The sequence below is a fragment of the Pseudomonas sp. BC42 genome, from assembly GCF_021560055.1.
GTDB lineage: Bacteria > Pseudomonadota > Gammaproteobacteria > Pseudomonadales > Pseudomonadaceae > Aquipseudomonas.
On record NZ_CP091067.1, the window covers coordinates 5,376,793 to 5,402,954 of the forward strand.

Annotated in this window: 27 protein-coding genes; 16 read left to right on the forward strand and 11 right to left on the reverse strand. The window is 64.1% G+C overall.

The features are described 5' to 3' along the window. Positions 1 to 133: 133 nt before the first annotated feature. From livH to L1O02_RS24270, 8 genes are all read left to right on the forward strand, one after another. Positions 134 to 1,057, forward strand: a complete 924-nt coding sequence (gene livH / locus L1O02_RS24235; RefSeq protein ID WP_025127777.1) for a high-affinity branched-chain amino acid ABC transporter permease LivH — start codon at positions 134 to 136, stop codon at positions 1,055 to 1,057. Then, the gene (locus tag L1O02_RS24240; RefSeq protein WP_047302207.1) at positions 1,054 to 2,310 is read left to right on the forward strand and encodes a high-affinity branched-chain amino acid ABC transporter permease LivM; all 1,257 of its coding nucleotides are present in this window, start codon (positions 1,054 to 1,056) and stop codon (positions 2,308 to 2,310) included. The genes livH and L1O02_RS24240 overlap by 4 nt, the downstream gene beginning before the upstream one ends. Further along, positions 2,307 to 3,074, forward strand: coding sequence for a high-affinity branched-chain amino acid ABC transporter ATP-binding protein LivG (gene livG, locus L1O02_RS24245; protein WP_060837861.1), 768 nt, complete (start codon positions 2,307 to 2,309; stop codon positions 3,072 to 3,074). The genes L1O02_RS24240 and livG overlap by 4 nt, the downstream gene beginning before the upstream one ends. Next, positions 3,075 to 3,776 carry an ABC transporter ATP-binding protein gene (locus L1O02_RS24250; RefSeq protein ID WP_016967589.1) on the forward strand — a complete coding sequence of 234 codons (702 nt, stop codon included), beginning with the start codon at positions 3,075 to 3,077 and terminating at the stop codon, positions 3,774 to 3,776. 155 nt (positions 3,777 to 3,931) lie between these two features. Then, complete coding sequence (locus L1O02_RS24255) at positions 3,932 to 4,234, forward strand: DUF2282 domain-containing protein (RefSeq protein WP_060837859.1); 303 nt, start codon at positions 3,932 to 3,934, stop codon at positions 4,232 to 4,234. 25 nt (positions 4,235 to 4,259) lie between these two features. Then, positions 4,260 to 5,150 carry a DUF692 domain-containing protein gene (locus L1O02_RS24260; RefSeq protein WP_108544565.1) on the forward strand — a complete coding sequence of 297 codons (891 nt, stop codon included), beginning with the start codon at positions 4,260 to 4,262 and terminating at the stop codon, positions 5,148 to 5,150. Further along, on the forward strand, positions 5,147 to 5,917 hold the full coding sequence (locus tag L1O02_RS24265) for a DNA-binding domain-containing protein (protein ID WP_060837857.1): 771 nt from the start codon (positions 5,147 to 5,149) through the stop codon (positions 5,915 to 5,917). The genes L1O02_RS24260 and L1O02_RS24265 overlap by 4 nt, the downstream gene beginning before the upstream one ends. A gap of 2 nt (positions 5,918 to 5,919) precedes the next feature. Continuing rightward, entirely contained in the window at positions 5,920 to 6,429 is a 510-nt protein-coding gene (locus L1O02_RS24270) for a DoxX family protein (protein ID WP_108544562.1), read from the forward strand. Between the two features lie 71 nt (positions 6,430 to 6,500). On the opposite strand, the gene L1O02_RS24275 is transcribed toward L1O02_RS24270, so the two are convergent. Beyond that, entirely contained in the window at positions 6,501 to 7,409 is a 909-nt protein-coding gene (locus L1O02_RS24275) for a LysR family transcriptional regulator (protein ID WP_108544560.1), read from the reverse strand. 104 nt (positions 7,410 to 7,513) lie between these two features. Between L1O02_RS24275 and L1O02_RS24280 the strand changes: the two genes are divergently transcribed. The 3 genes from L1O02_RS24280 (at position 7,514) to L1O02_RS24290 (ending at position 10,710) form a co-directional block, all read left to right on the forward strand. Beyond that, on the forward strand, positions 7,514 to 8,113 hold the full coding sequence (locus tag L1O02_RS24280) for a short chain dehydrogenase (RefSeq protein ID WP_060837854.1): 600 nt from the start codon (positions 7,514 to 7,516) through the stop codon (positions 8,111 to 8,113). Between the two features lie 193 nt (positions 8,114 to 8,306). Continuing rightward, on the forward strand, positions 8,307 to 8,984 hold the full coding sequence (locus L1O02_RS24285; RefSeq protein ID WP_060845074.1) for a hypothetical protein: 678 nt from the start codon (positions 8,307 to 8,309) through the stop codon (positions 8,982 to 8,984). A gap of 112 nt (positions 8,985 to 9,096) precedes the next feature. Next, positions 9,097 to 10,710, forward strand: a complete 1,614-nt coding sequence (locus L1O02_RS24290) for an NAD(P)/FAD-dependent oxidoreductase (RefSeq protein ID WP_060837853.1) — start codon at positions 9,097 to 9,099, stop codon at positions 10,708 to 10,710. A 132-nt stretch (positions 10,711 to 10,842) separates the two neighbouring features. Here L1O02_RS24290 and L1O02_RS24295 read toward each other — a convergent pair whose 3' ends face one another. Further along, positions 10,843 to 11,937: a PLP-dependent cysteine synthase family protein gene (locus tag L1O02_RS24295; protein ID WP_060837852.1), complete on the reverse strand. Its 1,095-nt coding sequence runs from the start codon at positions 11,935 to 11,937 to the stop codon at positions 10,843 to 10,845. A gap of 322 nt (positions 11,938 to 12,259) precedes the next feature. Here L1O02_RS24295 and nhaA point away from each other — a divergent pair, with 322 nt between their 5' ends. After that, on the forward strand, positions 12,260 to 13,447 hold the full coding sequence (gene nhaA / locus L1O02_RS24300) for a Na+/H+ antiporter NhaA (RefSeq protein WP_108544557.1): 1,188 nt from the start codon (positions 12,260 to 12,262) through the stop codon (positions 13,445 to 13,447). Between the two features lie 78 nt (positions 13,448 to 13,525). Here the strand turns inward: nhaA and L1O02_RS24305 are convergent, their stop codons facing one another. Beyond that, positions 13,526 to 13,990 carry a glycine zipper 2TM domain-containing protein gene (locus L1O02_RS24305; protein WP_016965081.1) on the reverse strand — a complete coding sequence of 155 codons (465 nt, stop codon included), beginning with the start codon at positions 13,988 to 13,990 and terminating at the stop codon, positions 13,526 to 13,528. A 174-nt stretch (positions 13,991 to 14,164) separates the two neighbouring features. On the opposite strand from L1O02_RS24305, the gene L1O02_RS24310 reads away from it, so the two are divergent. Next, positions 14,165 to 14,401, forward strand: a complete 237-nt coding sequence (locus L1O02_RS24310) for a hypothetical protein (protein ID WP_016965080.1) — start codon at positions 14,165 to 14,167, stop codon at positions 14,399 to 14,401. Between the two features lie 10 nt (positions 14,402 to 14,411). Here L1O02_RS24310 and pdxH read toward each other — a convergent pair whose 3' ends face one another. The 5 genes from pdxH to dinG all read right to left on the reverse strand — a co-directional run bounded on the left by pdxH (position 14,412) and on the right by dinG (position 22,348). Beyond that, positions 14,412 to 15,059, reverse strand: a complete 648-nt coding sequence (gene pdxH, locus L1O02_RS24315; RefSeq protein ID WP_108544555.1) for a pyridoxamine 5'-phosphate oxidase — start codon at positions 15,057 to 15,059, stop codon at positions 14,412 to 14,414. Positions 15,060 to 15,082: 23 nt separating this feature from the next. Then, positions 15,083 to 16,321, reverse strand: coding sequence for an OmpA family protein (locus L1O02_RS24320; protein WP_060837848.1), 1,239 nt, complete (start codon positions 16,319 to 16,321; stop codon positions 15,083 to 15,085). Between the two features lie 140 nt (positions 16,322 to 16,461). After that, positions 16,462 to 17,607, reverse strand: coding sequence for a serine hydrolase domain-containing protein (locus L1O02_RS24325; protein ID WP_108544553.1), 1,146 nt, complete (start codon positions 17,605 to 17,607; stop codon positions 16,462 to 16,464). 112 nt (positions 17,608 to 17,719) lie between these two features. Further along, a complete protein-coding gene (locus L1O02_RS24330) occupies positions 17,720 to 20,110 on the reverse strand; it encodes a beta-galactosidase (RefSeq protein WP_235758872.1) in 2,391 nt (796 codons plus the stop codon). Between the two features lie 93 nt (positions 20,111 to 20,203). Next, positions 20,204 to 22,348, reverse strand: a complete 2,145-nt coding sequence (gene dinG, locus L1O02_RS24335; RefSeq protein WP_060837845.1) for an ATP-dependent DNA helicase DinG — start codon at positions 22,346 to 22,348, stop codon at positions 20,204 to 20,206. 99 nt (positions 22,349 to 22,447) lie between these two features. On the opposite strand from dinG, the gene L1O02_RS24340 reads away from it, so the two are divergent. Beyond that, positions 22,448 to 22,912, forward strand: a complete 465-nt coding sequence (locus tag L1O02_RS24340) for a CopD family protein (protein ID WP_060837844.1) — start codon at positions 22,448 to 22,450, stop codon at positions 22,910 to 22,912. A gap of 57 nt (positions 22,913 to 22,969) precedes the next feature. Here L1O02_RS24340 and L1O02_RS24345 read toward each other — a convergent pair whose 3' ends face one another. The 3 genes from L1O02_RS24345 to L1O02_RS24355 all read right to left on the reverse strand — a co-directional run bounded on the left by L1O02_RS24345 (position 22,970) and on the right by L1O02_RS24355 (position 24,939). Next, positions 22,970 to 23,728 (reverse strand): hypothetical protein, encoded by a 759-nt coding sequence (locus L1O02_RS24345; RefSeq protein ID WP_108544549.1) that lies wholly within the window; start codon positions 23,726 to 23,728, stop codon positions 22,970 to 22,972. Beyond that, positions 23,721 to 24,002, reverse strand: coding sequence for a DUF1145 domain-containing protein (locus L1O02_RS24350; protein ID WP_060837842.1), 282 nt, complete (start codon positions 24,000 to 24,002; stop codon positions 23,721 to 23,723). The genes L1O02_RS24345 and L1O02_RS24350 overlap by 8 nt, the downstream gene beginning before the upstream one ends. A 247-nt stretch (positions 24,003 to 24,249) precedes the next feature. Beyond that, positions 24,250 to 24,939 carry an OmpA family protein gene (locus tag L1O02_RS24355; protein ID WP_060837841.1) on the reverse strand — a complete coding sequence of 230 codons (690 nt, stop codon included), beginning with the start codon at positions 24,937 to 24,939 and terminating at the stop codon, positions 24,250 to 24,252. A gap of 190 nt (positions 24,940 to 25,129) precedes the next feature. Between L1O02_RS24355 and L1O02_RS24360 the strand changes: the two genes are divergently transcribed. Then, positions 25,130 to 25,627, forward strand: coding sequence for a DUF6231 family protein (locus tag L1O02_RS24360; RefSeq protein WP_060837840.1), 498 nt, complete (start codon positions 25,130 to 25,132; stop codon positions 25,625 to 25,627). Positions 25,628 to 25,631: 4 nt separating this feature from the next. Further along, entirely contained in the window at positions 25,632 to 26,108 is a 477-nt protein-coding gene (locus tag L1O02_RS24365) for a YchJ family protein (RefSeq protein WP_060837839.1), read from the forward strand. Positions 26,109 to 26,162 lie beyond the last annotated feature (54 nt).

Consider the following 26,162-nt stretch of genomic DNA (forward strand, 5'->3'; position numbering starts at 1 on the left):
ACCTGAAAATCTCAAAACCGTCATCAGCGGTTCGCTGGCAAAACCCAGCCCGAAGTGGGTGCAGATCCACGGGGCCTGGGCGGGAAAATGACTCCACCAGTGAAATGCGTATCAGGTTTTTAGGAGCGTTGTAATGCCTGACATCTATCACTTTTTCCAACAGCTGGTTAACGGTCTGACCGTTGGCAGCACGTATGCCCTGATCGCCATCGGCTACACGATGGTCTACGGCATAATTGGAATGATCAACTTCGCCCACGGCGAGGTGTACATGATCGGCTCCTACGTGGCGTTCATCGCCATCGCCGGGCTGGCCATGATGGGACTCGACAGTGTCCCGCTGTTGATGACCGCAGCCTTCATCGCGAGCATCGTCGTCACCAGTGCCTACGGCTACAGCATCGAACGGATCGCCTACCGCCCCTTGCGTGGCAGTAACCGCCTGATCCCGCTGATCTCGGCCATCGGCATGTCGATCTTCCTGCAGAACACCGTTCTGCTGGCGCAGGACTCCAAGGACAAATCCATTCCCAACCTGATTCCGGGCAACTTCTCCATCGGGCCAGGCGGCGCACATGAAGTGCTGATTTCCTACATGCAGATCGTGGTGTTCGTGGTGACCCTGGTGGCCATGCTCGGTCTGACGCTGTTCATCTCCCGTTCTCGCCTGGGACGCGCCTGCCGCGCCTGCGCCGAGGACATCAAGATGGCCAACCTCCTGGGGATCAATACCAACAACATCATCGCCCTGACCTTCGTGATCGGCGCCGCACTGGCCGCTATCGCCGCCGTGCTGCTGAGCATGCAATACGGTGTGATCAACCCCAACGCCGGTTTCCTGGTGGGCCTCAAGGCCTTCACCGCAGCGGTCTTGGGCGGCATCGGCAGTATCCCGGGCGCGATGCTCGGCGGGCTGGTGCTGGGGGTGGCCGAAGCCTTTGGCGCCGACGTGTTCGGCGACCAGTACAAGGATGTCGTGGCGTTCGGCCTGTTGGTTCTGGTGCTGTTGTTCCGTCCGACCGGCATTCTGGGCCGTCCGGAGGTTGAGAAAGTATGACTAGGAATCTTAAATCGGCGCTGTTCAGCGCCCTGTTGGTCTGGGCCGTCGCCTACCCGGTGCTGGGCCTGAAACTGACCATCGTCGGCATCAACCTGGAAGTCCACGACACCAGCCCGGCCATTCTCGCCACCATCGCGGTGTGCTCGGTGCTGATGTTCCTGCGGGTGCTGTTCCACAGCCAGATCAGCGCCGCCTGGAAGTCCTCTCCCAGCATGCCGCTGATCCCGGCCAAGGCCAGCAACTTCCTGACCCTGCCCGGCACTCAGCGCTGGATCATCCTGGCGTTGATCCTCGGCGCCCTGATCTGGCCGTTCTTCGGCTCCCGCGGCGCGGTGGACATCGCCACGCTGATCCTGATCTACGTGATGCTGGGCCTGGGCCTGAACATCGTCGTCGGTCTGGCCGGCCTGCTGGACCTGGGCTACGTGGGCTTCTACGCCGTCGGCGCCTACAGCTACGCGCTGCTGTCGCACTACTTCGGCCTGAGCTTCTGGATCTGCCTGCCGATCGCCGGGATGATGGCGGCCACCTTCGGCTTCCTGCTGGGGTTCCCGGTGCTGCGCCTGCGGGGCGACTACCTGGCCATCGTGACCCTGGGCTTCGGCGAGATCATCCGTCTGCTGCTGCGCAACATGACCGATCTCACCGGCGGCCCGAACGGCATCAGCAACATCGAGAAGCCGACGTTCTTCGGCCTGACCTTCGAACGCAAGGCGGCGGAAGGCCTGCAGACCTTCCACGAGTTCTTCGGCCTGGAATACAACTCGATCAACAAGGTGATCTTCCTCTACCTGGTGGCCCTGCTGCTGGCGCTGGGAGCGCTGTTCGTCATCAACCGCCTGCTGCGCATGCCGATTGGCCGCGCCTGGGAAGCCTTGCGTGAAGACGAGATCGCCTGCCGCGCCCTGGGCCTGAACCCCACCGTGATCAAGCTCTCGGCCTTTACCCTGGGCGCCGCGTTCGCCGGTTTTGCCGGCAGCTTCTTCGCCGCGCGCCAAGGCCTGGTGACCCCTGAGTCCTTCACTTTCATCGAGTCGGCGATCATTCTCGCCATCGTCGTGCTGGGTGGCATGGGCTCGCAGCTGGGGGTGATCCTGGCGGCGATCGTGATGATCCTCTTGCCTGAACTGATGCGTGAATTCAGCGAATACCGGATGTTGATGTTCGGCGCCATGATGGTGCTGATGATGATCTGGCGTCCTCAAGGTCTGCTGCCCATGCAACGTCCTCACATGGAGCTGCGCAAATGAGCCGCGAGATCCTCAAAGTAACCGGCCTGTCGATGCGTTTCGGCGGCCTGCTGGCGGTCAATGGCGTGGCCCTGACCGTCAAGGAAAAACAAGTGGTGGCGCTGATCGGCCCGAACGGCGCCGGCAAGACCACGGTGTTCAACTGCCTGACCGGCTTCTACCAGCCCAGCGCCGGCAGCATTCTCCTGGACGGCGAGCCGATCGAAGGCCTGCCGGGCCACAAGATCGCCCGCAAGGGCGTGGTGCGGACCTTCCAGAACGTGCGGCTGTTCAAGGACATGACGGCGGTCGAGAACCTGTTGATCGCCCAGCATCGGCACCTGAACACCAACTTCCTGGCCGGCCTGTTCAAGACCCCGGCGTTCCGCAAGAGCGAGCGTGAGGCCATGGAATACGCCGGCTACTGGCTGGACAAGGTCAACCTGCGGGAGTTCGCCAACCGTCCCGCCGGCACCCTGGCCTACGGTCAGCAACGGCGCCTGGAAATCGCTCGCTGCATGATGACCCGTCCGCGGATCCTCATGCTCGACGAGCCGGCCGCCGGCCTCAACCCCAAGGAAACCGAGGACCTGAAAGCGCTGATCAGCGTGCTGCGTGAGGAGCACAACGTCACCGTGCTGCTGATCGAGCACGACATGAAGCTGGTCATGAGCATTTCCGACCATATCGTGGTGATCAACCAGGGCACGCCCCTGGCCGACGGTACGCCGGAACAGATCCGCGACAATCCCGAAGTGATCAAAGCCTACCTGGGGGAAGCGTAAATGCTGCAGTTCGAAAACGTTTCCACCTTCTACGGCAAGATCCAGGCGTTGCACAGCGTCAACGTCGAGATCCGCCAGGGCGAAATCGTCACCCTGATCGGCGCCAACGGTGCCGGCAAATCCACCCTGCTGATGACCCTCTGCGGTTCGCCGCAGGCCCACAGCGGCAGCATCCGTTACCTGGGTGAAGAGCTGGTGGGGCAAAGTTCGGCGCAGATCATGCGCAAGAGCATTGCCGTGGTGCCCGAGGGCCGCCGGGTATTCGCCCGCCTGACCGTGGAGGAGAACCTCGCCATGGGCGGGTTCTTCACCGACAAGGGCGACTACCAGGAGCAGATGGACAAGGTCCTGGGGCTGTTCCCACGGCTCAAGGAGCGCTTCACCCAGCGCGGCGGCACCATGTCCGGCGGCGAACAGCAGATGCTCGCCATCGGCCGGGCGCTGATGAGCAAACCCAAGCTGTTGCTGCTGGACGAGCCGTCCCTGGGCCTGGCGCCGATCATCATTCAGCAGATCTTCGACATCATCGAACAGCTGCGCCGCGACGGCGTGACGGTGTTCCTGGTGGAGCAGAACGCCAACCAGGCGCTGAAGATCGCCGACCGCGCCTATGTGCTGGAAAACGGCCGGGTGGTGATGCAAGGCACCGGCGAGGCACTGCTGACCGATCCGAAGGTGCGCGAAGCCTATCTGGGCGGCTAAGCCCGCGCGTCAATGAAAACGGCCCTTCGGGGCCGTTTTTTTGTTCCGGAATAAAAAACTCCGTCCCAGGCTGTAACAAATCCCCAGGTGCCTTCTCTAGAGGGATAAGCAAGCAAACACGCTTTCTTAAACCCACCCCGATCCGGAGAAACACCATGAACACCACTCGCACCTTGTCCGCCACCGCCCTGGTCCTGGCCCTGGGTTCCGCCCTGAGCATCGCCGCGGTGTCCACCAGCGCCCAGGCTGCCGGCGATATGGAGAAATGCTTCGGCGTGGCCATGAAGGGCAAGAACGATTGCGCCGCGGGCGCCGGCACCACCTGCGCCGGGACTTCCAAGGTCAACGATCAGGCCAACGCCTGGAAGCTGGTGCCCAAGGGCACTTGCGAAAAAACCGCCAGCAGCACCTCGCCCACCGGTTTCGGCCAGCTCGAAGCCTTCAAAGCCAAGTCCTGATCCTGCATCAGCCTGAGTGTCGATGATGAACAACGCCCTGAACCACTGCCCCCGCCACGACATTCAGGCGTGCGCCCCGAGCCTGCCGCCCCGCGCAGGCCTGGGGCTCAAGAGCGAACACTTCAAGGAGGTTCTCGAACAGCGGCCCGACCTGGGCTTTTTCGAGGTGCACGCCGAGAACTACATGGTGGCCGGCGGCCCCTTCCATCATTACCTGGGGCTGATTCGCCAGGAGTATCCGCTGTCGCTGCACGGTGTCGGCCTGTCCATTGGTGGCGAAGGCCCCCTGGACAGCGCGCATCTGCAGCGCCTGGCGGTCCTGGTCGAACGCTATCAACCCCAGTCCTTTTCCGAACACCTGGCCTGGTCCAGCCACGGCCCGGTGTTCCTCAACGACCTGTTGCCCCTGGCCTACGATGAGCCGACCCTGCAGCGGGTCTGCGAACACATCGATCAACTGCAGAATCACCTGGGGCGAACCATGCTCCTGGAAAACCCCGCCACCTACCTGCAGTTCCAACGCTCGACCCTGGACGAGACGGACTTCATCCGCGAAGTGATCCAGCGCAGCGGCTGCGGCCTGCTGCTGGACGTCAACAACCTCTACGTCTCGTGCATCAACCACCAGCGCGATCCCCAGGCCTACCTGCAGGCGCTGCCGCTGCACGCGGTGGGGGAGATTCATCTGGCCGGGTTCGCCGAAGACCGGGACAGCCTCGGCGACCGCCTGTTGATCGATGACCACGGCGCCCCGGTGGACCGGGAAGTCTGGGCCCTGTACCAGCAGGTGCTGGAGCGGATCGGCCCCATGGCCACCCTGATCGAACGGGACAATCAGGTGCCGAGCCTCACTACCCTGCTGGGGGAGGCCGCGCAGGCACAGGCGCTGTTGCATCGGTCGCAGGTGCAGCCATGAGCAACCACGCCCTCTTCGCCCAGGCGCTATTGAGCAGCGAAGCCACCTGCCCGGCGGGGCTTTGCAGCAGCAACGGCGCCGATCCGGCCAGCCGCTTCGCGGTCTATCGCAATAACGTGCAAGGCTCGCTGATCAACGCCCTCTCGGAAGCCTACCCGGTGGTGACGCAACTGGTGGGGCAGACATTCTTCAGTGCCATGGCCCGCCTGTATGTGCAGGATTTCCCCCCGCACAGCCCGTTGCTCGGCGACTACGGCCAGGACCTGGCGGACTTTATCCGGGGCTTCGCTCCGGCGGCGGCCCTGCCCTATCTGGCCGATATGGCGCGCCTGGAACGGCTGCGGGTCGAGGCTTATCACGCCGCCGACGCCGAACCTCTGCCACCGGCCCGGTTGCTGGCGGCGATGAACCAGCCCGATCGCCTCGGCCAGCTCTGCCTGCGGCTGCATCCGTCACTGCGCACCCTGCACTCGGCCTTCGCCATCGTCAGCCTGTGGGCCGCACACCAGAGCGATGCCGCCTGGCCGGCGTTCGATCTGCACCAGGGCCAGCACGCCCTGGTGCTGCGCAACGCCCTGGAGGTACAGGTGATGGTGCTGGACGCCGGTAGCGCCACCTTCATCGACAGCCTGCGCCACCACTGGCCGCTGGAAATCGCCGCCGCTCATGCCCTGGACGCCCAGGCCGACTTCGACCTGGGCCAGTGCCTGGGCCTGCTGCTGGCCCACGGTGCCCTCATCGACCTGCAACCTCACCAGAAGGCTTGACCATGAACACCCAGACACCTGCCCCCGTTAGCGGACTGCTGCACCGGATCATTCAAGGATTCGAGCGCATTCCCTACAGCCTGATCGCCTTCGTCGCGCGTTTTTCCATCGCCGCGGTGTTCTGGAAGTCCGGCCAGACCAAGATCGAAGGCCTGGCCATCGACCTGTTCTCCGGAACTTTCGAACTGGGCTGGCCGCGTCTGGCGGACTCCACCCTTCCCCTGTTCCAGAGCGAATACCACGTGCCCCTGCTGAGCCCGGAAGTGGCGGCGCACCTGGCGGCCTTCGCCGAGCACTTTTTCCCGGTGCTGATCCTGCTGGGACTGGCCACGCGCTTTTCCGCCCTGGCGCTGCTGGGGATGACCCTGACCATCCAGCTCTTCGTCTACCCCGACGCCTACCCGACCCACGGCACCTGGGCGGCGATCTTCCTGCTGTTGATGGCCCGTGGCCCGGGCGCGTTCTCCCTCGACCACCTGCTGGCCCGGCATTTTCACCACCGTCCTCTGTAGCCGCTGCCGCAGGCTGCGAACAGGGCCGTAAGCCCTGGAACCGATTCAAGTTCGCAACCCGCCGGCCGCGACTACAGACGATCCAGCGCCTCACCGCTGCGGCGGAACCAGTCCATCAGGTAATCGGCCAGGACCTGGGTGCGCCTGGGCAGGCCGCCCTGATAGGGGTGCACCAGGTACATCGGCATGCTGCGGGTCTGGTAGTCCCGCAACAGCCAGCGCAAGCGGCCATCGGCCAGCTCGCTGTGCAGCACATAGGACGGCAGCCGGGCGATTCCCGCCCCCACCAGGGCGGCCTTCTTCAGCAGGTTGTAGTGATTGCTGGCAAAGGGCCCGGAGACCCGCACCCGCAGCAGCTCGTGACGCTGGTGATAGAGCCACTCCTCCCGCCCGCTGTAGTGACTGTTGAGCAGGCAGCGATGCTCGGCCAGCTCCGCGGGAGTCTGCGGCTCACCGAATTGCTCCAGATAAGCCGGGCTGGCGCAGGTCATTTCATGCCAGGCCAGCAGCGGCCGGGCCACCAGGCGCTGGTCGCTGGCCACCTCGGAACGCACGGCCAGGTCAAAGCCTTCCCGGGTCAGGTCGCGGTAGCTGTTGTTCAGGTCCAGCTCGATCTGCACCTGGGGGTAGTGCCGGGAGAACTCCAGCAGCAGGCCGTCGAAAAAGGTTTCGCCCAAGGACACCGGCACGGTCAGGCGCACCGGGCCGGCCATGTCGTCCTTGAGCCGCGCCAGGGCCTGATGCGCTCGTTCCACTTGGGCAACCAGGGCCTGGGCCTGGGGCAGCAACGCCGCGCCGGCGGCGGTCAGGTCCAGGCGCCGGGTGGTGCGTTGCAACAGCACCACGGCGTAGCGTGCCTCCAGGGCGCTGAGGCGCTTGGACAACTGGCCCTTGCTGCAACCCAGGCGCTGGGCCGCCAGGGTAAAGCTGCCCGCCTCCACCAGCACGGCAAACGCCGCCAGGTCATCCATCTCGCTCATGGACTGTTTCCATTTGAAAACCAAAGGTTGCCTATTAGCGCGTTAATCCACGAAAAAAACCACTCTAGACTGCAAGTTCTTCCCCCCTTATCGAGGAACGACCCATGAAGATTCTCTTGATCGGTGCCAACGGCACCATTGGTTCGGCGGTTGACCGGGAACTGTCCCAGCGTCACGAGGTGATCCGGATCGGCCGTAGCAGCGGCGACTTCCAGGTGGACATCAGTGATGCCCAGTCGATTCGCGCCCTGTTCGAGAAAACCGGACGCTTCGATGCGCTGGTCTGCGCCGCCGGCAACGTCACCTTCGCGCCCCTGGCGGACATGACCGCCGAGCACTTCAGCCTGGGCCTGCAGGACAAGCTGATGGGCCAGGTCAACCTGCTGCTGATCGGCCGCGAGTACGCCAACGATGGCGCGTCCTTCACCTTCACCACCGGCATCTTGAGCCACGACCCGATCCGCAGCGGGGCCTCGGCGGCCCTGGTCAACGGCGCCCTCGACAGCTTCGTGCGCGCCGCCGCCATCGAACTGCCGCGGGGCCTGCGGATCAACTCGATCAGCCCCAACGTGCTGCAGGAAGCCATGGGCAGCTATGCCCCGTACTTCCGTGGCTTCAAGCCGGTGCCCGCGGCTGACGTGGCCCTGGCCTACGCCAAGAGCGTGGAAGGCCTGCAGACCGGCCAGACCTACCGCGTCGGCTGATCCCGCTTGAGTGGGGCTGGCTTGTGTAGGAGCTGGCTTGCCAGCGAAGACGTCCTCCCGAACCACACAAGGCTCCATGGCCTCTTCGCCGGCAAGCCGGCTCCTACGGTTGATGGCGCCGCGGCGTTCAATCCGGGGTTGTGGTGACCGGGCGGGCTGCGTAACGTGTCGGCTTCCGCTTGGAGGCCCGATGATGCGCACTGCCCGTTCACTGCTTTGTTTCGCCCTGTTGCCGCTGTTTGCCGGCTGCCAGATGCTGCCGATGTTCAACCAACAGCCCCAGGCCCCCTCCATGGCCGGGCTGACCCGGATGCAGGGTGAACTCAGTGCGGCGGACGGCAAATTGCTGTTCAAGCCCTGCACCGAGGATCGCCGCTATGTGGTCAGTGACGGCGGCGGCACCAGCGTGCTGCAGGAGGCCGCCACCCTGGCGGAGAAACAGGGCAAGCTGTTCGCCGACCTGCGGGGCAAGTTCTCCGCCAGTGGCAGCAGCGACGGCCAGCTGGACCTGCGCCAGCTGTACCGCGTCGAGCGTTCCGCCAGCGCCTGCGGCGACCCGAACTTCCAGCGCCTGATCCTGCGGGCCGGCAGCAAGAACCCGGCCTGGAACGTCGATGTCAGCGCCAAGGGCATGATGATCGAACGCGCCGGCCAACCGACCCTGGCCCTGCCCTATCTGGAAGAACAGTTGGGCGACGGCCGTTTCAACCTCACCAGCGAAGCCAATCACCAGCGCGTGGAACTCTGGGTGGCGCCGCAGCGTTGCGTCGACCCGACGACCGGCAGCGTCCAACACCTGAGTGCCGAACTGCGGGTGGACGGTCAGGTGCAGCGCGGTTGCGGCTATTTCGGCGGCTCGCGCAACGACTGATTCGACGAGCAGCGGTTTTAGCCTCACGGCCAGGGAGGATTGCGGCTTATAATCGCCGGTTTGTGCAAAGCAAGCCGGCGCACTGTTGCGCACCGCCTACCCGGATCCTGTCATGTTACGAATCACCGAACTCAAGTTGCCGATCGACCATCCCGATGAAGACCTGCGCGCCGCTATCGTGCAGCGCCTGGGAATCGCCAGCGATGAGCTGCTCGATTTCACCTTGTTCAAACGCAGCTACGACGCACGCAAGAAGTCGTCCGAGCTGTGCTTCATCTACACCATCGACCTCAGCGTGCGCGACGAAGCGCCGCTGCTGCTCAAGTTCGCCGACGACCGTAACGTCAACCCGGCGCCGGATGTCAGCTACAAGGTGGTGGGCCAGGCCCCGGCAGAGCTGAGCGAACGGCCGATCGTGGTGGGTTTCGGCCCTTGCGGGATCTTCGCCGGCCTGTTGCTGGCGCAGATGGGCTTCAAGCCGATCATCCTCGAGCGCGGCAAGGAAGTGCGCCAGCGCACCAAGGACACCTGGGGCCTGTGGCGCAAGAGCGTGCTCAACCCCGAGTCCAACGTGCAGTTCGGCGAAGGCGGTGCCGGGACCTTCTCCGACGGCAAGCTCTACAGCCAGATCAAGGACCCGCAGCACCACGGCCGCAAGGTGCTCCACGAGTTCGTCAAGGCCGGTGCGCCGGACGAGATCCTCTACGTCAGCAAGCCGCACATCGGCACCTTCCGCCTGACCGGCGTGGTGGAGAACATGCGCCAGCAGATCATCGCCCTGGGCGGTGAAGTGCGCTTCGAGCAGCGGGTTACCGACGTGTTGATCGAGGACGGCCAATTGCAGGGCGTGGAGCTGGCCAGCGGCGAACAGCTGCATTCGCGGCACGTGATCCTGGCCCTGGGCCACAGCGCCCGCGACACCTTCCGCATGCTCCACAGCCGTGGCGTGTACATGGAGGCCAAGCCGTTCTCGGTGGGTTTCCGTATCGAGCACCCGCAGTCGCTGATCGACAGTGCGCGCCTGGGCAAGTACGCCGGCCACCCGAAACTCGGCGCCGCCGACTACAAGCTGGTGCACCACGCCAAGAACGGCCGTTCGGTCTACAGCTTCTGCATGTGCCCAGGCGGCACCGTGGTGGCCGCCACGTCCGAGCCGAACCGGGTGGTGACCAACGGCATGAGCCAGTACTCGCGCAACGAGCGCAACGCCAACTCCGGCATCGTGGTCGGCATTACTCCGGAAGTGGATTACCCGGGCGGCCCGCTGGCGGGTATCGAGCTGCAGGAGCGTCTGGAATCCCACGCCTTCGTCCTGGGCGGCAGCAACTATCAGGCCCCGGCACAACTGGTGGGCGACTTTATCGCCGGCAAACCCACCACCGCCCTGGGCAGCGTCGAGCCTTCCTACAAGCCCGGCGTGAGCCTGGGCGACCTGGCCCTGGCCTTGCCGGACTTCGCCATCGAGGCCATTCGTGAAGCGCTGCCGGCCTTTGAGCGGCAGATCAAGGGCTACTCCCTGCACGACGCGGTGCTGACCGGTATCGAGACCCGCACCTCATCGCCACTGCGCATCACCCGCGATGCCTCGATGCAGAGCCTGAATGTGAAGGGGCTGTACCCGGCCGGTGAAGGCGCCGGTTATGCCGGAGGGATTCTCTCCGCCGGGGTCGACGGGATTCGCATTGCCGAAGCCGTGGCCCGCGACATCCTCGGCATCCAGGCCTGACGCAGCGGCCCTTTCGCCGGCCAGCCGGCTCCTACCGCCTGCCGTAGGAGCTGGCTCGCCAGCGAAGATGTCATCCAGGACAGTGCAAGGCTCAAGGGCCTGTTCGCCGGCAAGCCGGCTCCTACGACAGGTTCAGATGCCGGCGCGCAATACGCTGGCGGGGAGTGCCTCGCCACGCTCGACGCTGGCCGCTACCGCGTCGATCAAGGCATCCAACTCATACCCCTGCTCCGCCAGCCACTGCTGATCGTAGTAAGTGGTCGCATAGCGCTCACCGCCATCACAGAGAATCGCCACGATCGAACCGCTTTCGCCGGCCGCGGCCATGTGCTGGGCGGCCATCAATGCGCCGATCAGGTTGGTGCCACTGGAACCGCCGACCCGCCGACCCAGGCGCTGGGCCAGGTAGTGCATGGCTGCCAGGGACAGGGCATCCGGCACCTTGACCATGGCGTCGATCACCTTGGGCAGGAACGAAGCTTCGACCCGCGGCCGGCCGATACCTTCGATCCGCGAACCGCAATCCAGGCGCAGGCTGGCATCGCCGCTCTGGTAGTAGTCGAAGAACACCGAACGCTCGGCGTCGGCACACAGCACCCGGGTGCAGTGCTGGCGGTAACGCACGTAACGCCCCAGGGTCGCGGTGGTGCCTCCGGTGCCGGGGCTGGAGATCAGCCAGCTGGGCTCCGGGTAACGCTCGAAGCGCAACTGCTGGAAGATCGATTCGGCGATGTTGTTGTTGGCCCGCCAGTCGGTGGCGCGCTCGGCGTAGGTGAACTGATCCATGAAGTGACCGCCACTTTCACGGGCCAAGCGCTCGGACTCGGCATAGATCTGCGTCGGATCCTGTACCAAATGGCTCTTGCCGCCATAGAAAGCGATCTGGGCGATCTTTTCCTGGGAAGTGCTGGCGGGCATCACGGCAATGAAAGGCAGGCCCAGGAGACGGGCAAAATAGGCTTCGGAAATCGCCGTCGAGCCGCTGGACGCCTCGATCACCGGCGCACCGGGCTTGAGCCAGCCGTTACACAGGGCGTAGAGAAACAGCGAGCGGGCCAGACGATGCTTGAGACTGCCGGTGGGATGGCTGGATTCATCCTTGAAATACAGCTCGATGCCCGGCTGCCCCGGCAGCGGCAATGGAATCAGATGGGTGTCGGCGCTGCGCTGGAAGTCGGCTTCGATGATGCGGATGGCCTCACGGGCCCACTGGCGATTGTCGCTCATGTTCTATTCTCGTCAGATCGAACGCCGTACCGGCGCAAGAAGATGAAATGCCCCCGGGCTGGATGATCCGGGGAGCCGGGACTGACAGGCGCTTTCCCCAGGAAAAACGGCCCGCAACGCCCCGGATCAGACATGTTATGAAATAACTTTCAGGGCTTACAGGTACAGCTGAGAAGCAATTGGAAACACAACTGCAAATGAGCATTTTTAAGCGGGCCCTTTAGCCTCTGCATATAACAAAAAAGAATATATTTTTTGTTTTAACAACTAACTGCACGGGTTAGGGTGTGCCACCTATTTTCGATTTAGATGGAGAGCGACCTTGCCTCTGCGTAGCACTTTCACTCGTTTCTTTGCCATGGAAGCTGCCAGCGGTCTGTTATTGATCGCCGCTGCCATCCTGGCTCTCATCATCAACAACTCGCCACTGTCCTGGCTGTACAACGGTCTGCTGGAAACCCCGGTGGTGGCCCAGATCGGCGCCCTGAAGATCGCCAAACCGCTTCTGCTGTGGATCAACGACGGCCTGATGGCGCTGTTCTTCCTGCTGATCGGCCTTGAGGTCAAGCGCGAAGTTCTGGAAGGCCAACTGTCCAAACCTTCGCAAATCGTTCTGCCGGGCATGGCGGCCATTGGCGGCATGCTGGTTCCGGCACTGATCTACTGGTTTCTCAACCGGGACAATCCGGCGGCGCTCAATGGCTGGGCGATTCCGACGGCCACCGACATCGCCTTCGCCCTGGGGGTCCTGGCCCTGCTGGGCAAACGGGTGCCGACCTCGCTCAAGCTGTTCCTCATGACCCTGGCGATCATCGATGACCTAGGGGCCATCGTGATCATCGCGATCTTCTACTCCGGCGCCCTGTCGACCCTGTCGCTGATGCTGGCGGCCGCCTGCATCGCCGCCCTGGTGGCGATGAACCGCATGGGGGTGGTGAAACTCGGGCCGTACATGATCATCGGCCTGATTCTCTGGGTTTGCGTACTCAAGAGTGGCGTCCATGCCACCCTGGCCGGCGTGACCCTGGCCTTCTGCATTCCCCTGCGCACCCGCAATGCCGAGCCCTCGCCCTCGCAGGCCCTGGAACACGCCCTGCATCCCTGGGTGGCGTTCGGCATCCTGCCACTGTTCGCCTTCGCCAACGCCGGCCTGTCCCTGAGCGGCGTGACCCTTGAGAGCTTCACCCACCATGTGCCAATGGGCATCGCCATCGGCCTGCTGCTGGGTAAGACCATCGGTGTGTTCGGCCTCAGCTGGCTGGCGGTCAAGAGCGGACTCACGGCCCTGCCTGCCGGCGCCAACTGGGGCCAGATCCTGGGGGTGGCGATTCTCTGCGGTATCGGCTTCACCATGAGCCTGTTCGTCGGTTCCCTGGCCTTTGAGCCCGGCAGCAGCGACTACGCGGGCATGGACCGCATGGGGATTCTCACCGGCTCGCTGCTGGCGGCGCTGATCGGTTACGCCGTCACCGCGGCCGCCAGCCGCAAGAGCACGGCGCTGAACTCCTGATCAAGCAGGATCGGCCAGCCTGAAAACACAAAACCCCGACCAGTTGCCTGGCCGGGGTTTTGTTTTGCAGCAAAGGTATCAGCGGGTAACGCGGCTGGTGCCGTTGACGGTCATGATGCGTACCCGATCGCCAACCCGGAACACTTCGTTTTCCTGCACCTGCTGCACATAGGCACGCATGCTGCCGTCGTCTTCACGCACGGTGATTTCGACGCCCTGGGTGCGGGTCAGGCCTTCTTCAGTGGCCGAACCCAGCAGACCACCCGCTACCGCGCCGATCACCGCAGTGACGATGCTGCCACGACCGCCGCCGATGGCGCTACCACCCACACCGCCGATCACAGCGCCAGCAGCGCCGCCGATTGGGGTCTTGGTGCCTTCGATTTTCACCGGCCGCAGGGATTCGATGGTGCCCATACGCACGGTTTGCACGCGACGCGCTTCGTCACGGGAGTAGGAGTCACCGGTCAGGTTAGAGGCACAACCGCCGAGCAACGTTGCCATCGCGGTGAAAGACGCAACCAGCAAAACAGACTTACGCATAGGATCAACTCCAAAGGACAGATGGTCATTAGACTCCGCAGCTTGACGCCTGTCACGGCGCAGCCCGGATAAAATTGGTTTCATTCAGCCGAAGTACAGACTGTATAAACGCTAAACCTTCTCAATACGGTGACGCCAGTTTGCCGCAGAGCGCCACCGAACAAAGGATTCTCCATGGATTACTTCATCATCATCGTGACCACCGTCGCCGGTCTGTACTTCCACTGGTGGCTGTATGTACGCATCAAGCGCTGGACAGACCGGGACCTGGCACTGTCCATGGCCGGGAGCGATGAACAGAAGAAGCAATTCATGCTGCAACAACTGGCCGAGGCCCAACGCCAGAAAGTAAAACGCCGGGACCTGCCGCAATGGCTCGAAGCCGCCGCGGCCGGTTATCCCGGCGAGTGATCCGCAGTCTTCAGGGAGCCAGACGTTCGCGAACCCACTGCTCGCCCTGCAGGCGATAGTTCAAACGATCATGCAGGCGACTGGGACGCCCTTGCCAGAACTCGATACGCTCTGGCAGCAAGCGATAACCACCCCAGTGTTCCGGGCAATCGGGCTGGCTATCGCTGAAGCGCGCCTCAGTGGCCTTGAGCAGTTCCTGCAACTCGGCGCGATCGGCGATCACCCGGCTTTGCGGTGACGCCCAGGCGCCCAGGCGGCTGCCCAGAGGACGAACCTGGTAATAGGCATCGGACTCCTCGGGCGTGACCTTGGCCACCCGGCCTTCAATCCGCACCTGACGCTCCAGGGTTGGCCAGAAGAAGGTCATGGCGGCAAAGGGCCGTGCAGCCAGTTGCTGCCCCTTGGCGCTCTCATAGTTGGTGAAGAAGGTAAAACCTTGTTCATCCAACCCCTTGAGCAACAGGATGCGGCAATGGGGACGACCGTCGGTATCGACGGTCGCCAGGGTCATGGCATTGGCTTCTACCGGGGGCTGCTCGGTTTTCACCGCATCGGCAAACCACTGGTGGAACAGCGCAAAGGGTTCGTCCGGGGCCTGGGCCTCGGACAAACCATCGCGGGTGTAATCGCGGCGCATATCAGCCAGAGACTGCGTCATGCCTGCTTCCTTTTCCTTGAGAATCAGTTGTTAGCTTGCGCGACCTTCTTGGCCGGAGCTGCCGCTTTTTTCGCTGGAGCCTTCTTGGCGGCAGGCTTCTTGGCGACGGTGGACTTCTTCGCCGGGGCTGCGGCCTTTTTGCCGCTTGCAGCTGGCACAGGCGGTTTGGCGTCCTGCACGGCGACCATTTCAGTCTCCGATGGCGTCGGCTGGTTGTACTTGCTCAACAGGCCCAACAGGGTACTGCGCTGGGTCAGCATGATTTCCACACGACGGTTCAGCGAACGACCCTGCGGGCTGTCGTTGGCGGCGCGCGGCATCACTGCGCCCATGCCACGCAGCATCAGGCGGTCCTGCTTCAAGCCGCTGAGGCTGAAGATGGCCGCAACGGACTGTGCACGATCGCGGCTCAGCTTCTGGTTGGCCAGGGTCGGACCGGTCGCATCGGCATGCCCGAGGATCAGCACCGCTGTCTTGGGATCGCCTTCAACCGCCTTGGCCACGCGGGTGAACGGGCCCAGGGTCACAGGCAGCAGCATGGCCGGACGATCCGGGTTGAAGGAGGCGTCGACCAGTGCGGTGACCACCAGCACGTTTTCGCGACGTTCCACTTGCAGCTTGCTGTCCTTCACCGCTTCACGCAGGCGCGGCTCGTAGTCGTCGAGCCAGGCCTGGGTGATTTTCGGATCAGGCATCGGCACGTCCGCCACACTCACTTTGTTCAGAGGCTTGGGCTCGCTCTTGGCAAACGGCCACCACCAGTGAGTCTCGGAATCCGCGGCCTTGGCCACTGCCGGAGCGGGAGCCGGCTCGGCCTTCTTGGCTTCGGCGACCGGCTTGTCAGCCGAGTCCTTGGAGGAGAACGGCCACCACCAGCTGCTGCTTTCGGCCTTCGCGGCGGGCGCGGCTGGGGCGGCGGCCACAGGAGCGGGCGCGGGCGCCGGTTCGGCAGCCGCAGCAACGGCGGGCTTGGCGGCGGCCGGTGCTTTGCCGGCTGGCGCTGCAGGTTTGGCAGAAGCGGTGGCTTTGGCGGCAGGTGCCGGCGCAGCGGCTTTGGCCGCTACCGCCGGTTTGCCCGCAGGAGCGGCAGGCGCCGCTTCGGCTGCGGCCGGTTTCTCGGCCGCTTGCGGGGCTTGATTGCTGCTGCTCTTGTCGGACCCGAACGACCACCAATGGCCGCCATCCGCTTCATTTTGTGGGGTTTGTGCACAACCTGTGACGGTCAGGCAGATGGCCAAGGCTAGAGACTTGTTTGACGACATGGGATATCCACAAAATGAGATAAAAAATTCGGTCTAAATAACCGCTACAAACAGACGCTTGGAAATTATAAAAGCCACAGGGTTCATGCCTGCAGCTTTTCCAGCATGTTTAAGCAAAAAAGTTCTTAACAGCAACCTTTTTACAGACAATCCGACAAAACCCGCACCAGCTTCTGCGCCCGCGGATCCATCAAGACATAAGGCCCCAGGGTGTTTGTCACAAAACCGAAGGCCACGTCATGTTCCGGGTCAGCAAATCCGATGGAGCCGCCCGCCCCCGGATGCCCAAATGCCCGGGCGCCCAAGCCGAACGTGGCATTGGCGACCTGGGGCTGATCGAGCATGCAACCCAGGCCGAACCGGGTCTGGGTCAGCAAGGTCTTGTCCATGCCCAGGCTGTGCTCACGGGTCAGTTCCTCGAGCATGTCGGCCTCCAGCAAACTGCCGTCCAGCAAGCCGCTATAGAAACCGGCAAGACTGCGGGCATTGCCATGGCCATTGGCCGCCGGCTGCTGCATGCGCCGCCACTCGGGTTTATTGGTGCTGGTCATGATAGACGGCGGATTGGTAAAGGCCCGGGTAGTCATCGCCGTGGGCTCGCGCATGGTCACTTGCAACAGGCGCTGGGCCGCGGCATCGCCGACATTGCCCTTGCCCCGGGCGATATGCGCGACCCGATGAAATTCCTCGTCAGCCAGGCCCACATGGAAATCCAGCCCCAAAGGCTTGGCCACCCGGGCCACGATCGACTCCCCCGGGCCACGGCCATCGGCCCGCCGGATCAGTTCCCCAACCAGCCAGCCATAGGTGATGGCGGCGTAACCGTGCCCTTCACCCGGCGTCCACCAGGGCTGCTCTGCAGCCAGGGCATCCACCATGGTCTGCCAGTCGTACAGGGCTTCGGCAGGCAGCAGCTCACGCAGCGCCGGCAGCCCGGCCTGGTGGCAGAGCAACTGACGCAGGGTAATCGCCGCCTTGCCCGAGGCGGCGAACGCCGGCCAGTAATCGGCCACTGGCGCATCCAGCTTGAGCTTGCCTTCGGCCACCAGTTGCAGCGCGGTGACTGCGGTGAAGGTCTTGGTGCAGGAGAACAGGTTGGCGATGGTGTCGCTGTGCCAGGCCTCGGCGCCATCCTTGTCGGCGGTGCCGGCCCAGAGGTCGATGACGGTTTCGCCACCGATCTGGATGCACAATGCCGCGCCGCGCTCCTGGGGATCCTCGAACAATGCCGCGAAAGCTTCGCGTACCGCCTCGAATTTAAGTTCGTAATGACCCTGAATCTGCACCCTGACTCCCCCAGCACATTTGCTCGACAACGAGGCGCGCATTGTTCCAGCCCGTAACGGATTTGGGAACAGCCGGCGGGGCTGCGCTCATGGCGCCAGAGCCCCCGCCCGATCAGTGACCGTTGGCGGCGTGACCACCGGCATGCACGCCGCTGTCCCTGGCGCCGTGCGCCTGGCCGGCGTCACCGGCGCCCTGTGCGGCGGCACCGGCCTGTTGCGCCTGAGCCTTCTGCGCTTCCTTGGCCAATTGCTCAAGCGCCTGCAGGTTGCTCTTGCGCACCGTGTCGACAAAGCCCTGAAACGGCACATCGGTAATGCCCACCAGACCAAAATGTCCGTTTTCACCGTCCAGCAGGCGCCCGGTCACGGGCTGGTCCAGATACTGGAACCAATGCACACCGACGATCGACGGCTCGCTCAGCGCCTGCTTGAGGAAGTTGGCGTAGGCCGGGCCACGCTCCTCTTCCCGGGCCAGTTCGGTCACACCGCCCCAGAACGGACCGCGATCCCGGGAGCCGAAGTTGAATTCGGTCACCAGCACCGGCTTGTCCAGGCTGCGCAGATAGGCAAAGTCCTGACCGTCCTGAGGCTTGAGGGTGTAGAGGTTGAAACTCAAGACGTCGCAGTACTGGGCGCAGGCGGCCACCGCTTCGGGGTTGCTGACGGCAAAACGACCGCCCAGCAGCAGATGATTGGGGGCATGCCACTTCAACGAATCGGCGATGGTCTTGAAATAAGTCTCGGCAAAGACTTTCTGGAAATACTTGAAGTCAGCCTCGATTTCCGGGTGCTCGGGGCTCGGCAACGGCGGCACGAAGCCCGGGTCTTCCATCAGTTCCCAGGCCGGCAGGTCGATGCCCCAGGCTTTCGACAGGCCCGCCTGATTGCGGTACTTGTCCCGCAGTTGCTTGAGGAAGGCCCGCTTGGCCGGGACGTCGGTGGTCAGGCGCAACGTGCCGTAGGCCAGGGCATAGCGGGCTTTAGGATCGTCACCCGGACCGGCCCAGGCCAGTTCGTTGTCGGCAAAGTAGCCGATCAGCCAGGGATCGTCGCGGTGATCGCGGGCGGCAATGGCCACCGCGCGCTCGGTGGCCATGGCAAAGCGCGGGTCGAAGGGATCGGGCATGCCACCCCACCAATCGCTGCCGGTGCTGATGCTGGCGTAGTCGCCGACGATGGACAGCGGCACGGTGTAGGGCACACGGTCGGCCAGCCCCAGGGCCGGCGCGCTCCAGTTGCCGATGGTGTTGAATCCCCAGGCCTGCAGACGATCCAGGGTGTGAGCGACCCAGCGCTTCTCATCAAACGCCGGCGGCGCGCACGGAATGGCCGCCTCCGAAGCCACAGGCTGGGCTTGGCTGGCGGCCGCCTGCTGCGCCGCCGGGTCGTCGTGGGTGCAGGGCTTGCCATACGTGCGTTGCAGGTTGGCCCGGTAGAAGTCGTACCAGCGGCCGGCGTTATAGCCACGCCCTTGGTCGGCACCGTTGCCCCCGCGGTTGTCGCCCTCGCCGTAATAGGCGGCCAGGGGCTCGTCGTCCTTGGGCAAGGCACTGAACATCCACTCGCGCCCGGCGACATAGGTCTGACTGTTGTCCGCGGCCACGGTGTTGACCCCCAGGGAGTAGAACGGATGCCCTTGTGGGGTGACCAGGAACCAGCGGCCATCGCGTTTTTCCGTGCGGAAGAAGCCGCTGGCCTTGAAGTCCGGGCCCAGGCTTGAGCCGCCGAACTTGTCCAGCGGCGCCTTTTCCCGCTCGCCGAGCCAGCCCTTGAGCTGTTGCTGTTCCCTGGCATCGGCCGCCTTGAGCTGATCATCGCTGCTGACTTTTTCCGGCCAGCGGGCCCGGGTCGATTGACCGTAGCCATCCACCAGCGAACCGTAGACCGCCTTGACCACGCCCTCACCGTCCAGCACGCCGAAGCGTTCGAGGAGGATGCTCTGGGTCGCCTTGGGGTTATCCAGGGACAGGGTGACCGACACCACCTGACTGCGGTCCAGTTGCCCTTCGCTACTGGCCAGCAGAATGCGCTGGCCGTCCACGGTCATCGGCATCGGCGGAGCGGCCTTCATGCCCTGGCTCAGGGGGCCGCTGGCCACCAGGGGCACCAGCAGGGTCTGCGCCGGACCGGCCGGCAGGTCGACGCGGCTGACCAGGGTCTTGCCGTCGTTGCTCTGAATGGTCACGTAGAGCGTCAGGGCCCAGTTCATCGCACTCTGGATGCGCAGGCTCATCATCCCCGACTGCGACCAGTCCCAGGCGCCGCTCTGTGGCGTCAGGCTCAGGCTCGGCTTGGCGGTGGGGTTGAAGGTAATCCGCCGCAGCACTTCGCCCTCGGCCGTCTGCTCCGCGTTGGACTGCGGCAGGCTGGCATCTTGTGTCGCCACCTGCACCACGGCGGCAGGTCGGACAAAGTTGAACAGCGTCTGTTGTCCGGCTGGGGCCGCCAGTACGGGCGCGGCAAACAACAGGGCAAATACAGTGGGCAACGAACGGCGAATCATATGAACCTGGCTCTCCCTAAAGGCCGATGAACGGCCGGTGCTGAAGCGGTGACGTGAAATAGACAGCACGGCGCGCAAAGGTGCGCGCCGTGCTCAAGATATTTCTCGGCGAAATGGCGGCAAGGCATTGAGGATAGCCTTGCCGTAGCGCTGGGTGACCAGGCGGCGGTCCAGCAGGGTGATGGTGCCGCGGTCCTGTTCGGTGCGCAGCAGGCGACCGCAGGCCTGGACCAACTTGAGGGAGGCGTCCGGCACCGAGATCTCCATGAACGGATTGCCGCCCCGGGCCTCGATCCACTCCGCCAGCGCCGCTTCCACCGGATCGTCCGGCACCGAGAACGGGATCTTGGCGATCACCACGTGCTCACAGTAGGCACCGGGCAGGTCCACCCCTTCGGCAAAGCTCGCCAGCCCGAACAGCACGCTGGAATCGCCACCGTCGACCCGGGCCTTGTGCTTGTTCAGGGTTTCCTGCTTGGACAGGTTGCCCTGGATGAACACCTGCTTGCGCCAGTCGCGATCCAGGCCGTCGAACACGTCCTGCATCTGTTTGCGCGAGGAGAACAGCACCAGGGTGCCGCGGGAACCCTCCACCAGTTGCGGCAGGTCGCGAATGATCGCCGCGGTATGCGCCGGCGCATCCCGCGGATCGGCCCGCAGGTCGGGCACCCGCAGCACCCCGGCATCGGCGTGATGGAAGGGGCTGGGCACCACGGCGGTCACGGCTTTCTTCGGCAGGCCGGCGCGCATGCGGAAACGGTCGAAGGTGCCCAGGGCGGTCAGGGTCGCCGAGGTCACCAGGGCGCCGTAGGCCACGTTCCACAGATTGCGCCGGAGCATCTCCGCGGCAAGGATCGGGCTGGCGTTGACCTCGATGTCGAACAGCGAGCCGCTCTCGGCCAGGGTCAGCCAGCGAGCCATGGGCGGGTTGTCTTCCGGGTCCTCGACGGTAAATGCGGTCCACAACTCCCAGTTGCCCGAGGCCCGCGCCAGCAGGCTGCCAAACAGCGGGTACCACTCTTCGGCCTGGTTGCTGGCGATGCCGATATTGACCTCGCCATCCATGCCTTCCTTGAGCAGCTCGGTGAGGCGGGTGAACAGGTCGGTCAGACGGGAGAAGCCCTTCTTCAGCTCGATGCCCATCTCGCGCATGTGCTCGGGGATCAGCCCGCCGACGAAGCGATGGCGCGGCCGTTCGCGGCCCTCCATGTCTTCGCCGGTCTTGAAGTCGGCGATCTGCTCGCAGGCGCTGAACATGAACTGCTGCTGGGTCTTGATCTCCCGCGCCAGCTCCGGCACCTGCTCGATCAGGCGCCCCAGGTCCCCGGGCAGCGGATGCTGGGCCAGCAGCTTGGTGAGGTTCTTGGCGGTCTGCTCCAGCCAGTCGGCGGTGGAGCGCAGCCGGGTGTAATGGGCAAAGTGGCCAATGGCCTTGTCCGGCAGGTGGTGGCCTTCGTCGAACACATAAAGGGTGTCGCGCGGGTCCGGCAGCACGGCGCCGCCGCCCAGGGCCAGGTCGGCCAGGACCATGTCGTGGTTGGTGACGATCACGTCCACCTTGCCCATGCCTTCGCGGGCCTTGTAGAAGGCGCACTGGCCGAAGTTCGGGCAATGGCGGTTGGTGCACTGGCTGTGGTCGGTGGTCAGGCGCGCCCAGTCGGCGTCTTCCAGGGCCGTGGGCCAGCTGTCGCGGTCACCGTCCCATTTATTGCCGGCGAGCTTCTCGATCATGCTGGTGAACAGCTTCTGGCTGGCTTCATCCACTTCGATCTTGAAGCCTTCCTCCTCGAACAGCTGGGCCGTGGCGGTCTGGGCGTGGCCTTCCTGAAGCAGCATGTCGAGCTTGGACAGGCACATGTAGCGCCCCCGCCCCTTGGCCAGGGAGAAGCTGAAGTTCAGCCCGCTGTTGCGCATCAGGTCGGGCAGGTCCTTGTAGACGATCTGCTCCTGCAGGGCGACGGTGGCGGTGGCGATCACCAGGCGCTTGCCGGCTGCCTTGGCCGTGGGAATCGCCGCCAGGCTGTAGGCCACGGTCTTGCCGGTACCGGTGCCGGCTTCCACCGCGACCACCGCCGGGTCGCCACTGCGCCGGCCTTCGTCGTCGGTGTCGATATCACCCAGGACCTTGGCCACCTCGGCGATCATCAGGCGCTGGCCATAACGCGGCTTGAGGCTCTTGGCTTCGAGAAAACGCGAATAGGCGCCCTGGATCGTGGTTTTGAGTTCGTTGCTGATCATGGTTTTTCGGGCGCACAAAACGCTGGATAAATTTTCAGTGGTTCGAATCGGCCGCTATCATACCCCGCTAATTCATCCCGCGCAGAACGGAGTACCCGAATGACCCCTTTCGCCCTTGCCTACACCCTGCATGTGCTGGCCGCCCTGGTTTGGGTCGGCGGCATGTTCTTCGCCTGGATGGTCCTGCGCCCCGCGGCCGTGGTCGCTCTGGAAGGCCCCGCACGGCTGAAGCTGTGGGCCCAGGTGTTTCCGCGCTTTTTCGTCTGGGTATGGCTGGCCGTGGTGCTGTTGCCGATCAGCGGTATCGGCCTGCTGCATTTGCGCTTCAGCGGCTTTGAAACCGCGCCCAAGTATGTGCAGATCATGATGGGGCTGTATCTGGTGATGACCGCCCTGTTCATTCGCATCCAGTCCCTGCAACTGCCGGAGCTGCGCAAGGCGCTGGCCGCCGAGGATTGGCCCGCTGGCGCCGCGGCGCTGGGCAAGATCCGCCGGCTGGTGGGCAGCAACCTGATCATCGGCCTGGTGCTGGTGGCCCTGGCCGCGGCCCGGCCGACCTTCTGAAAGCAAGCGCCCGCTACAGGAGCGGGCGACTGGGAAAGCGCGGCCTCAAGGCCGCTGTTACAAACGCTGGACCGTCAGCGTGCCGGCTTCTCCCGCCGGCCCTGGCTGGCCTTGGGCGCCGGGACGACCGCTCTTGCCGCCGTCGGTGCGATACACCAGGCAGCCCTTGGACTTGCCCCCGGCCCCCGGCTTGCCTCCGGCACCGGCCAGGCCACCGGCACCGCCATCGACCAGCACCTTGATCCGCTCGCCTGGGAAGTCGCGGGGCAACTCGAGCCGGACCTGGGCGCCCGCCGCCCCGGGTCGTCCGTCGCCGCCGTTGTCACCATCGGCGCCGCGCCCGGCCTGGCCCCAGGTGCACCCCGGCTCCTGGCCATTGGCGCCGTCGAGGCCGACATAGCCGGGAACACCGGCACCGCCTCGAGCGTCCACCGACAAGGTCTCGGCCTTCAGGGATTCGAACCGCAGGTTCAGATTGCGCCCCGGCTTGGGCGCCTTTTCATAGGTGCCCGGCGCGCCGCGGGAGCTGATCTGGCTGCCGCTGTCCAACTGCGCACGCTGGACCCGCAATTGCAGGCTTTGCCCGGTCGGCACGATGGCGATGCGCGCCTCACGCCCCAGGTGCAGCTCGTCGACCTTGAGCTCGGTGACATTGGCCGGAATCAGCAAGGTGCCGTAGTCCGCCACATCGAGGCGCTCCAGCTGCAGGGTGCTGGTGGTATTGGGCAGGCGCATGAAGGAGTTGCTTTCGACCTGCACCACCTGGGCCACGGCCAGGGGACTGCAGAACAGGGCCAGCAGGCAGAGCTTACGCATGATCGGTCTCGACAGCAGGAACAGCAGCGGGAAGGGTTTGCAGGTGGAAGATGCCCACCAGCAGGATTTGCCAACGATCACGCCAGGGATGCGGACGGTCCTTGAGGCTGCCGTTGAACAGCAGCAGTTCCAGCAGATGGGTCAACAGCAGCAGACTGCCCGCCAGATTCACCAGCAGGTGCAATGGATTGATCAATGGCTTGGCCAGATTGATCAGCACCACCAGCCAAAAAACCAAGGTCAGAAACTTACCCATCCCCCACAAGAACTTCATACGCTCCCCTCGTGAATTATTCTTTGCGCGCACAGTAACGACTTATCCCGGGGGGACGCCAGAGGAGGATGAAAATTCTTCCCGAAGGCTCTGTTTAGCCCCTCGATCGGCGAGGATCGCCTGCCACGACCGAACTCGGCGGACGCATCGAGACCCAGGAGAAGACCAGCGCCAGCCTTATCAACAACGCCCGGAGCCGGAAGCCGAAACGACCCTGCGCGGCAGTCACGCCGCGCAGGTCTAGGTTTCAGCGGTTGATCTGAATCTCCGTGCGACGGTTCATGGCTCGGCCTTCGGCGGTCTTGTTGTCCGCCACCGGCTTGCTTTCACCCGCGCCGGTCACCGAGACGAAGCTGTTGCGTGGAATGCCGTTGCTGATCAGGTACTCCACCACCGAGTGGGCACGCTTGTCCGAGAGTTTCTGGTTGTAGGCGTCGCTGCCGACGCTGTCGGTGTGGCCGGTCACTCGCAGTTGCGCGCTCGGCGCCTCCTGTTTCAGGCGGGTGACGATGGTGTTGAGCTTGGACTTGTCGGCTTCGGTCAGCTTGGCCGAGTCGAAATGGAAGTACACATCGCGAATGACAATGGTTTCTTCCTTGACCACTACCACCTCTTCCACCACGGGTGGCGGTGGTGGGCAGCCGTTGGCATCGACCTTCACGCCCCTTGGGGTATGTGGGCACTTGTCACGGCTGTCCGGCACACCATCGCCGTCCTCGTCGCCATCACCTTTTACCCAGCAATAGGCGCCGGCCAGGCCACCGACCAGCAATGCGCCACCGCCCGCCCACGAGGAGCTTTCGGTGGCGCCCAGCGCCGCGCCCGTGACACCGCCCACCGCGGCGCAGATCGGCCAGTCGGTTTTCTGCAAACCTGCACAACCAGTCAACACACTGGTTAACAGAACCAAGGGTACTGCCGTCCGAATGATGCTCATCTGATTTCTCCTGAGGGATCGGCTCAAGGCCGATTCACGGAGTAAAGACCCCGGTAATGATCTGCGCCAGCAGTCGGCCAGCGCCGTTTTCACCCCGTAAACACGGGAACCTCGCGCAATAAGTGGTGAACCGCTCTAGGCCCGAAGGTGGCGGCACGCTAGTCTTGGGCGTTCTGATCGAGGAGCTAAGATGAGCGCCGGCATTTCTACTCGTACACCCCAGCAGGCCCTGGCGGCCCTGCTGGATCGCTATGCACCGCAACAGCTGCTGCTGATCGGCGCCAGCGACTTCCCGGCCCTGACGGCCTTCAAGGAAGCCCACCCCGGCACTCAGGTCGCCCAGGCAGCGCCCGGCCCCCTACCCGCGGAACTGGCGGCCCGGCGTTTCGACCTGGCCCTGGCGGTGGACTGCCTGGAGCATTTGCCCAAGCGCGACGGCCTGAACCTGCTGGGGGGCATCCGCAACCTCAATGCCAGTCGGATTGCGGTACTGGCCGACCTGTCCGCCTGCGGCTGGCAGGAAACCGATTTTTTCTCCCTGGCCCTGCAGGCCAGCGAACGCTTCCAGCGGGAACAGCAGGTACTGACCCTGTTTACCTATGATCTGCTTGAATACAAACAGGTGCCCGACTGGCTCAATTCACGCTTCTGGGCGAACCCGGAGAACTTTGGAAAGTATTGGTGGTAACACGATGAGCGCCTCGATTTGTCCCTGCGGCAGCGGCAACCTGCTGGATGCCTGCTGCGGCCACTACCATGCCGGCCATCCCGCGCCCTGCGCCGAGGCCCTGATGCGTTCGCGCTACAGCGCCTATGTGCTGGGCCAGGTGGATTACCTGCTGGCCACGACCCTGCCGGTGCAGCAGGCCGGCCTGGATCGCCAGTCCATCAGCGAATGGAGTGCGCAAAGCACCTGGCTGGGGCTGCAAGTGGAGAGCTCGGAGGTCTTCGGTGGCCAGCCGGAGCATGCCTTCGTCACCTTCACCGCGCGCTGGCACGACAGCCAGGGCGAGCACAGCCACCGTGAGCGGTCATCCTTCGTGCAGAACCAGGGACGCTGGTATTTCATCGATCCGACGGTGCCGCTGAACGCCGGGCGCAACGACGCCTGCCCTTGCGGCAGCGGGCAAAAATTCAAGAAGTGCTGCGCCAGCTACTTCACCCGCTGAACCGGGAATGCCCCAGGCCCAGGACGGGCCCGGGGAATTCAAAGGGAGTCTTGC

Bases quoted from the DNA above. Each gene is read 5' to 3' on its own strand.
- pdxH (WP_108544555.1), bottom strand. From the start codon at position 15,059: ATGACGCAGTCTCTGGCTGATATGCGCCGCGATTACACCCGCGATGGT.
- L1O02_RS24320 (WP_060837848.1), bottom strand. From the start codon at position 16,321: ATGTCGTCAAACAAGTCTCTAGCCTTGGCCATCTGCCTGACCGTCACA.
- L1O02_RS24310 (WP_016965080.1), top strand. From the start codon at position 14,165: ATGGATTACTTCATCATCATCGTGACCACCGTCGCCGGTCTGTACTTC.
- livH (WP_025127777.1), top strand. From the start codon at position 134: ATGCCTGACATCTATCACTTTTTCCAACAGCTGGTTAACGGTCTGACC.
- L1O02_RS24285 (WP_060845074.1), top strand. From the start codon at position 8,307: ATGCGCACTGCCCGTTCACTGCTTTGTTTCGCCCTGTTGCCGCTGTTT.
- L1O02_RS24345 (WP_108544549.1), bottom strand. From the start codon at position 23,728: ATGCGTAAGCTCTGCCTGCTGGCCCTGTTCTGCAGTCCCCTGGCCGTG.
- L1O02_RS24295 (WP_060837852.1), bottom strand. From the start codon at position 11,937: ATGAGCGACAATCGCCAGTGGGCCCGTGAGGCCATCCGCATCATCGAA.
- L1O02_RS24305 (WP_016965081.1), bottom strand. From the start codon at position 13,990: ATGCGTAAGTCTGTTTTGCTGGTTGCGTCTTTCACCGCGATGGCAACG.
- L1O02_RS24360 (WP_060837840.1), top strand. From the start codon at position 25,130: ATGAGCGCCGGCATTTCTACTCGTACACCCCAGCAGGCCCTGGCGGCC.
- dinG (WP_060837845.1), bottom strand. From the start codon at position 22,348: ATGATCAGCAACGAACTCAAAACCACGATCCAGGGCGCCTATTCGCGT.
- L1O02_RS24280 (WP_060837854.1), top strand. From the start codon at position 7,514: ATGAAGATTCTCTTGATCGGTGCCAACGGCACCATTGGTTCGGCGGTT.
- L1O02_RS24350 (WP_060837842.1), bottom strand. From the start codon at position 24,002: ATGAAGTTCTTGTGGGGGATGGGTAAGTTTCTGACCTTGGTTTTTTGG.
- L1O02_RS24330 (WP_235758872.1), bottom strand. From the start codon at position 20,110: ATGATTCGCCGTTCGTTGCCCACTGTATTTGCCCTGTTGTTTGCCGCG.
- L1O02_RS24240 (WP_047302207.1), top strand. From the start codon at position 1,054: ATGACTAGGAATCTTAAATCGGCGCTGTTCAGCGCCCTGTTGGTCTGG.
- L1O02_RS24365 (WP_060837839.1), top strand. From the start codon at position 25,632: ATGAGCGCCTCGATTTGTCCCTGCGGCAGCGGCAACCTGCTGGATGCC.
- L1O02_RS24255 (WP_060837859.1), top strand. From the start codon at position 3,932: ATGAACACCACTCGCACCTTGTCCGCCACCGCCCTGGTCCTGGCCCTG.
- L1O02_RS24270 (WP_108544562.1), top strand. From the start codon at position 5,920: ATGAACACCCAGACACCTGCCCCCGTTAGCGGACTGCTGCACCGGATC.
- L1O02_RS24275 (WP_108544560.1), bottom strand. From the start codon at position 7,409: ATGAGCGAGATGGATGACCTGGCGGCGTTTGCCGTGCTGGTGGAGGCG.
- L1O02_RS24290 (WP_060837853.1), top strand. From the start codon at position 9,097: ATGTTACGAATCACCGAACTCAAGTTGCCGATCGACCATCCCGATGAA.
- livG (WP_060837861.1), top strand. From the start codon at position 2,307: ATGAGCCGCGAGATCCTCAAAGTAACCGGCCTGTCGATGCGTTTCGGC.
- L1O02_RS24355 (WP_060837841.1), bottom strand. From the start codon at position 24,939: ATGAGCATCATTCGGACGGCAGTACCCTTGGTTCTGTTAACCAGTGTG.
- L1O02_RS24265 (WP_060837857.1), top strand. From the start codon at position 5,147: ATGAGCAACCACGCCCTCTTCGCCCAGGCGCTATTGAGCAGCGAAGCC.
- L1O02_RS24260 (WP_108544565.1), top strand. From the start codon at position 4,260: ATGAACAACGCCCTGAACCACTGCCCCCGCCACGACATTCAGGCGTGC.
- L1O02_RS24250 (WP_016967589.1), top strand. From the start codon at position 3,075: ATGCTGCAGTTCGAAAACGTTTCCACCTTCTACGGCAAGATCCAGGCG.
- L1O02_RS24340 (WP_060837844.1), top strand. From the start codon at position 22,448: ATGACCCCTTTCGCCCTTGCCTACACCCTGCATGTGCTGGCCGCCCTG.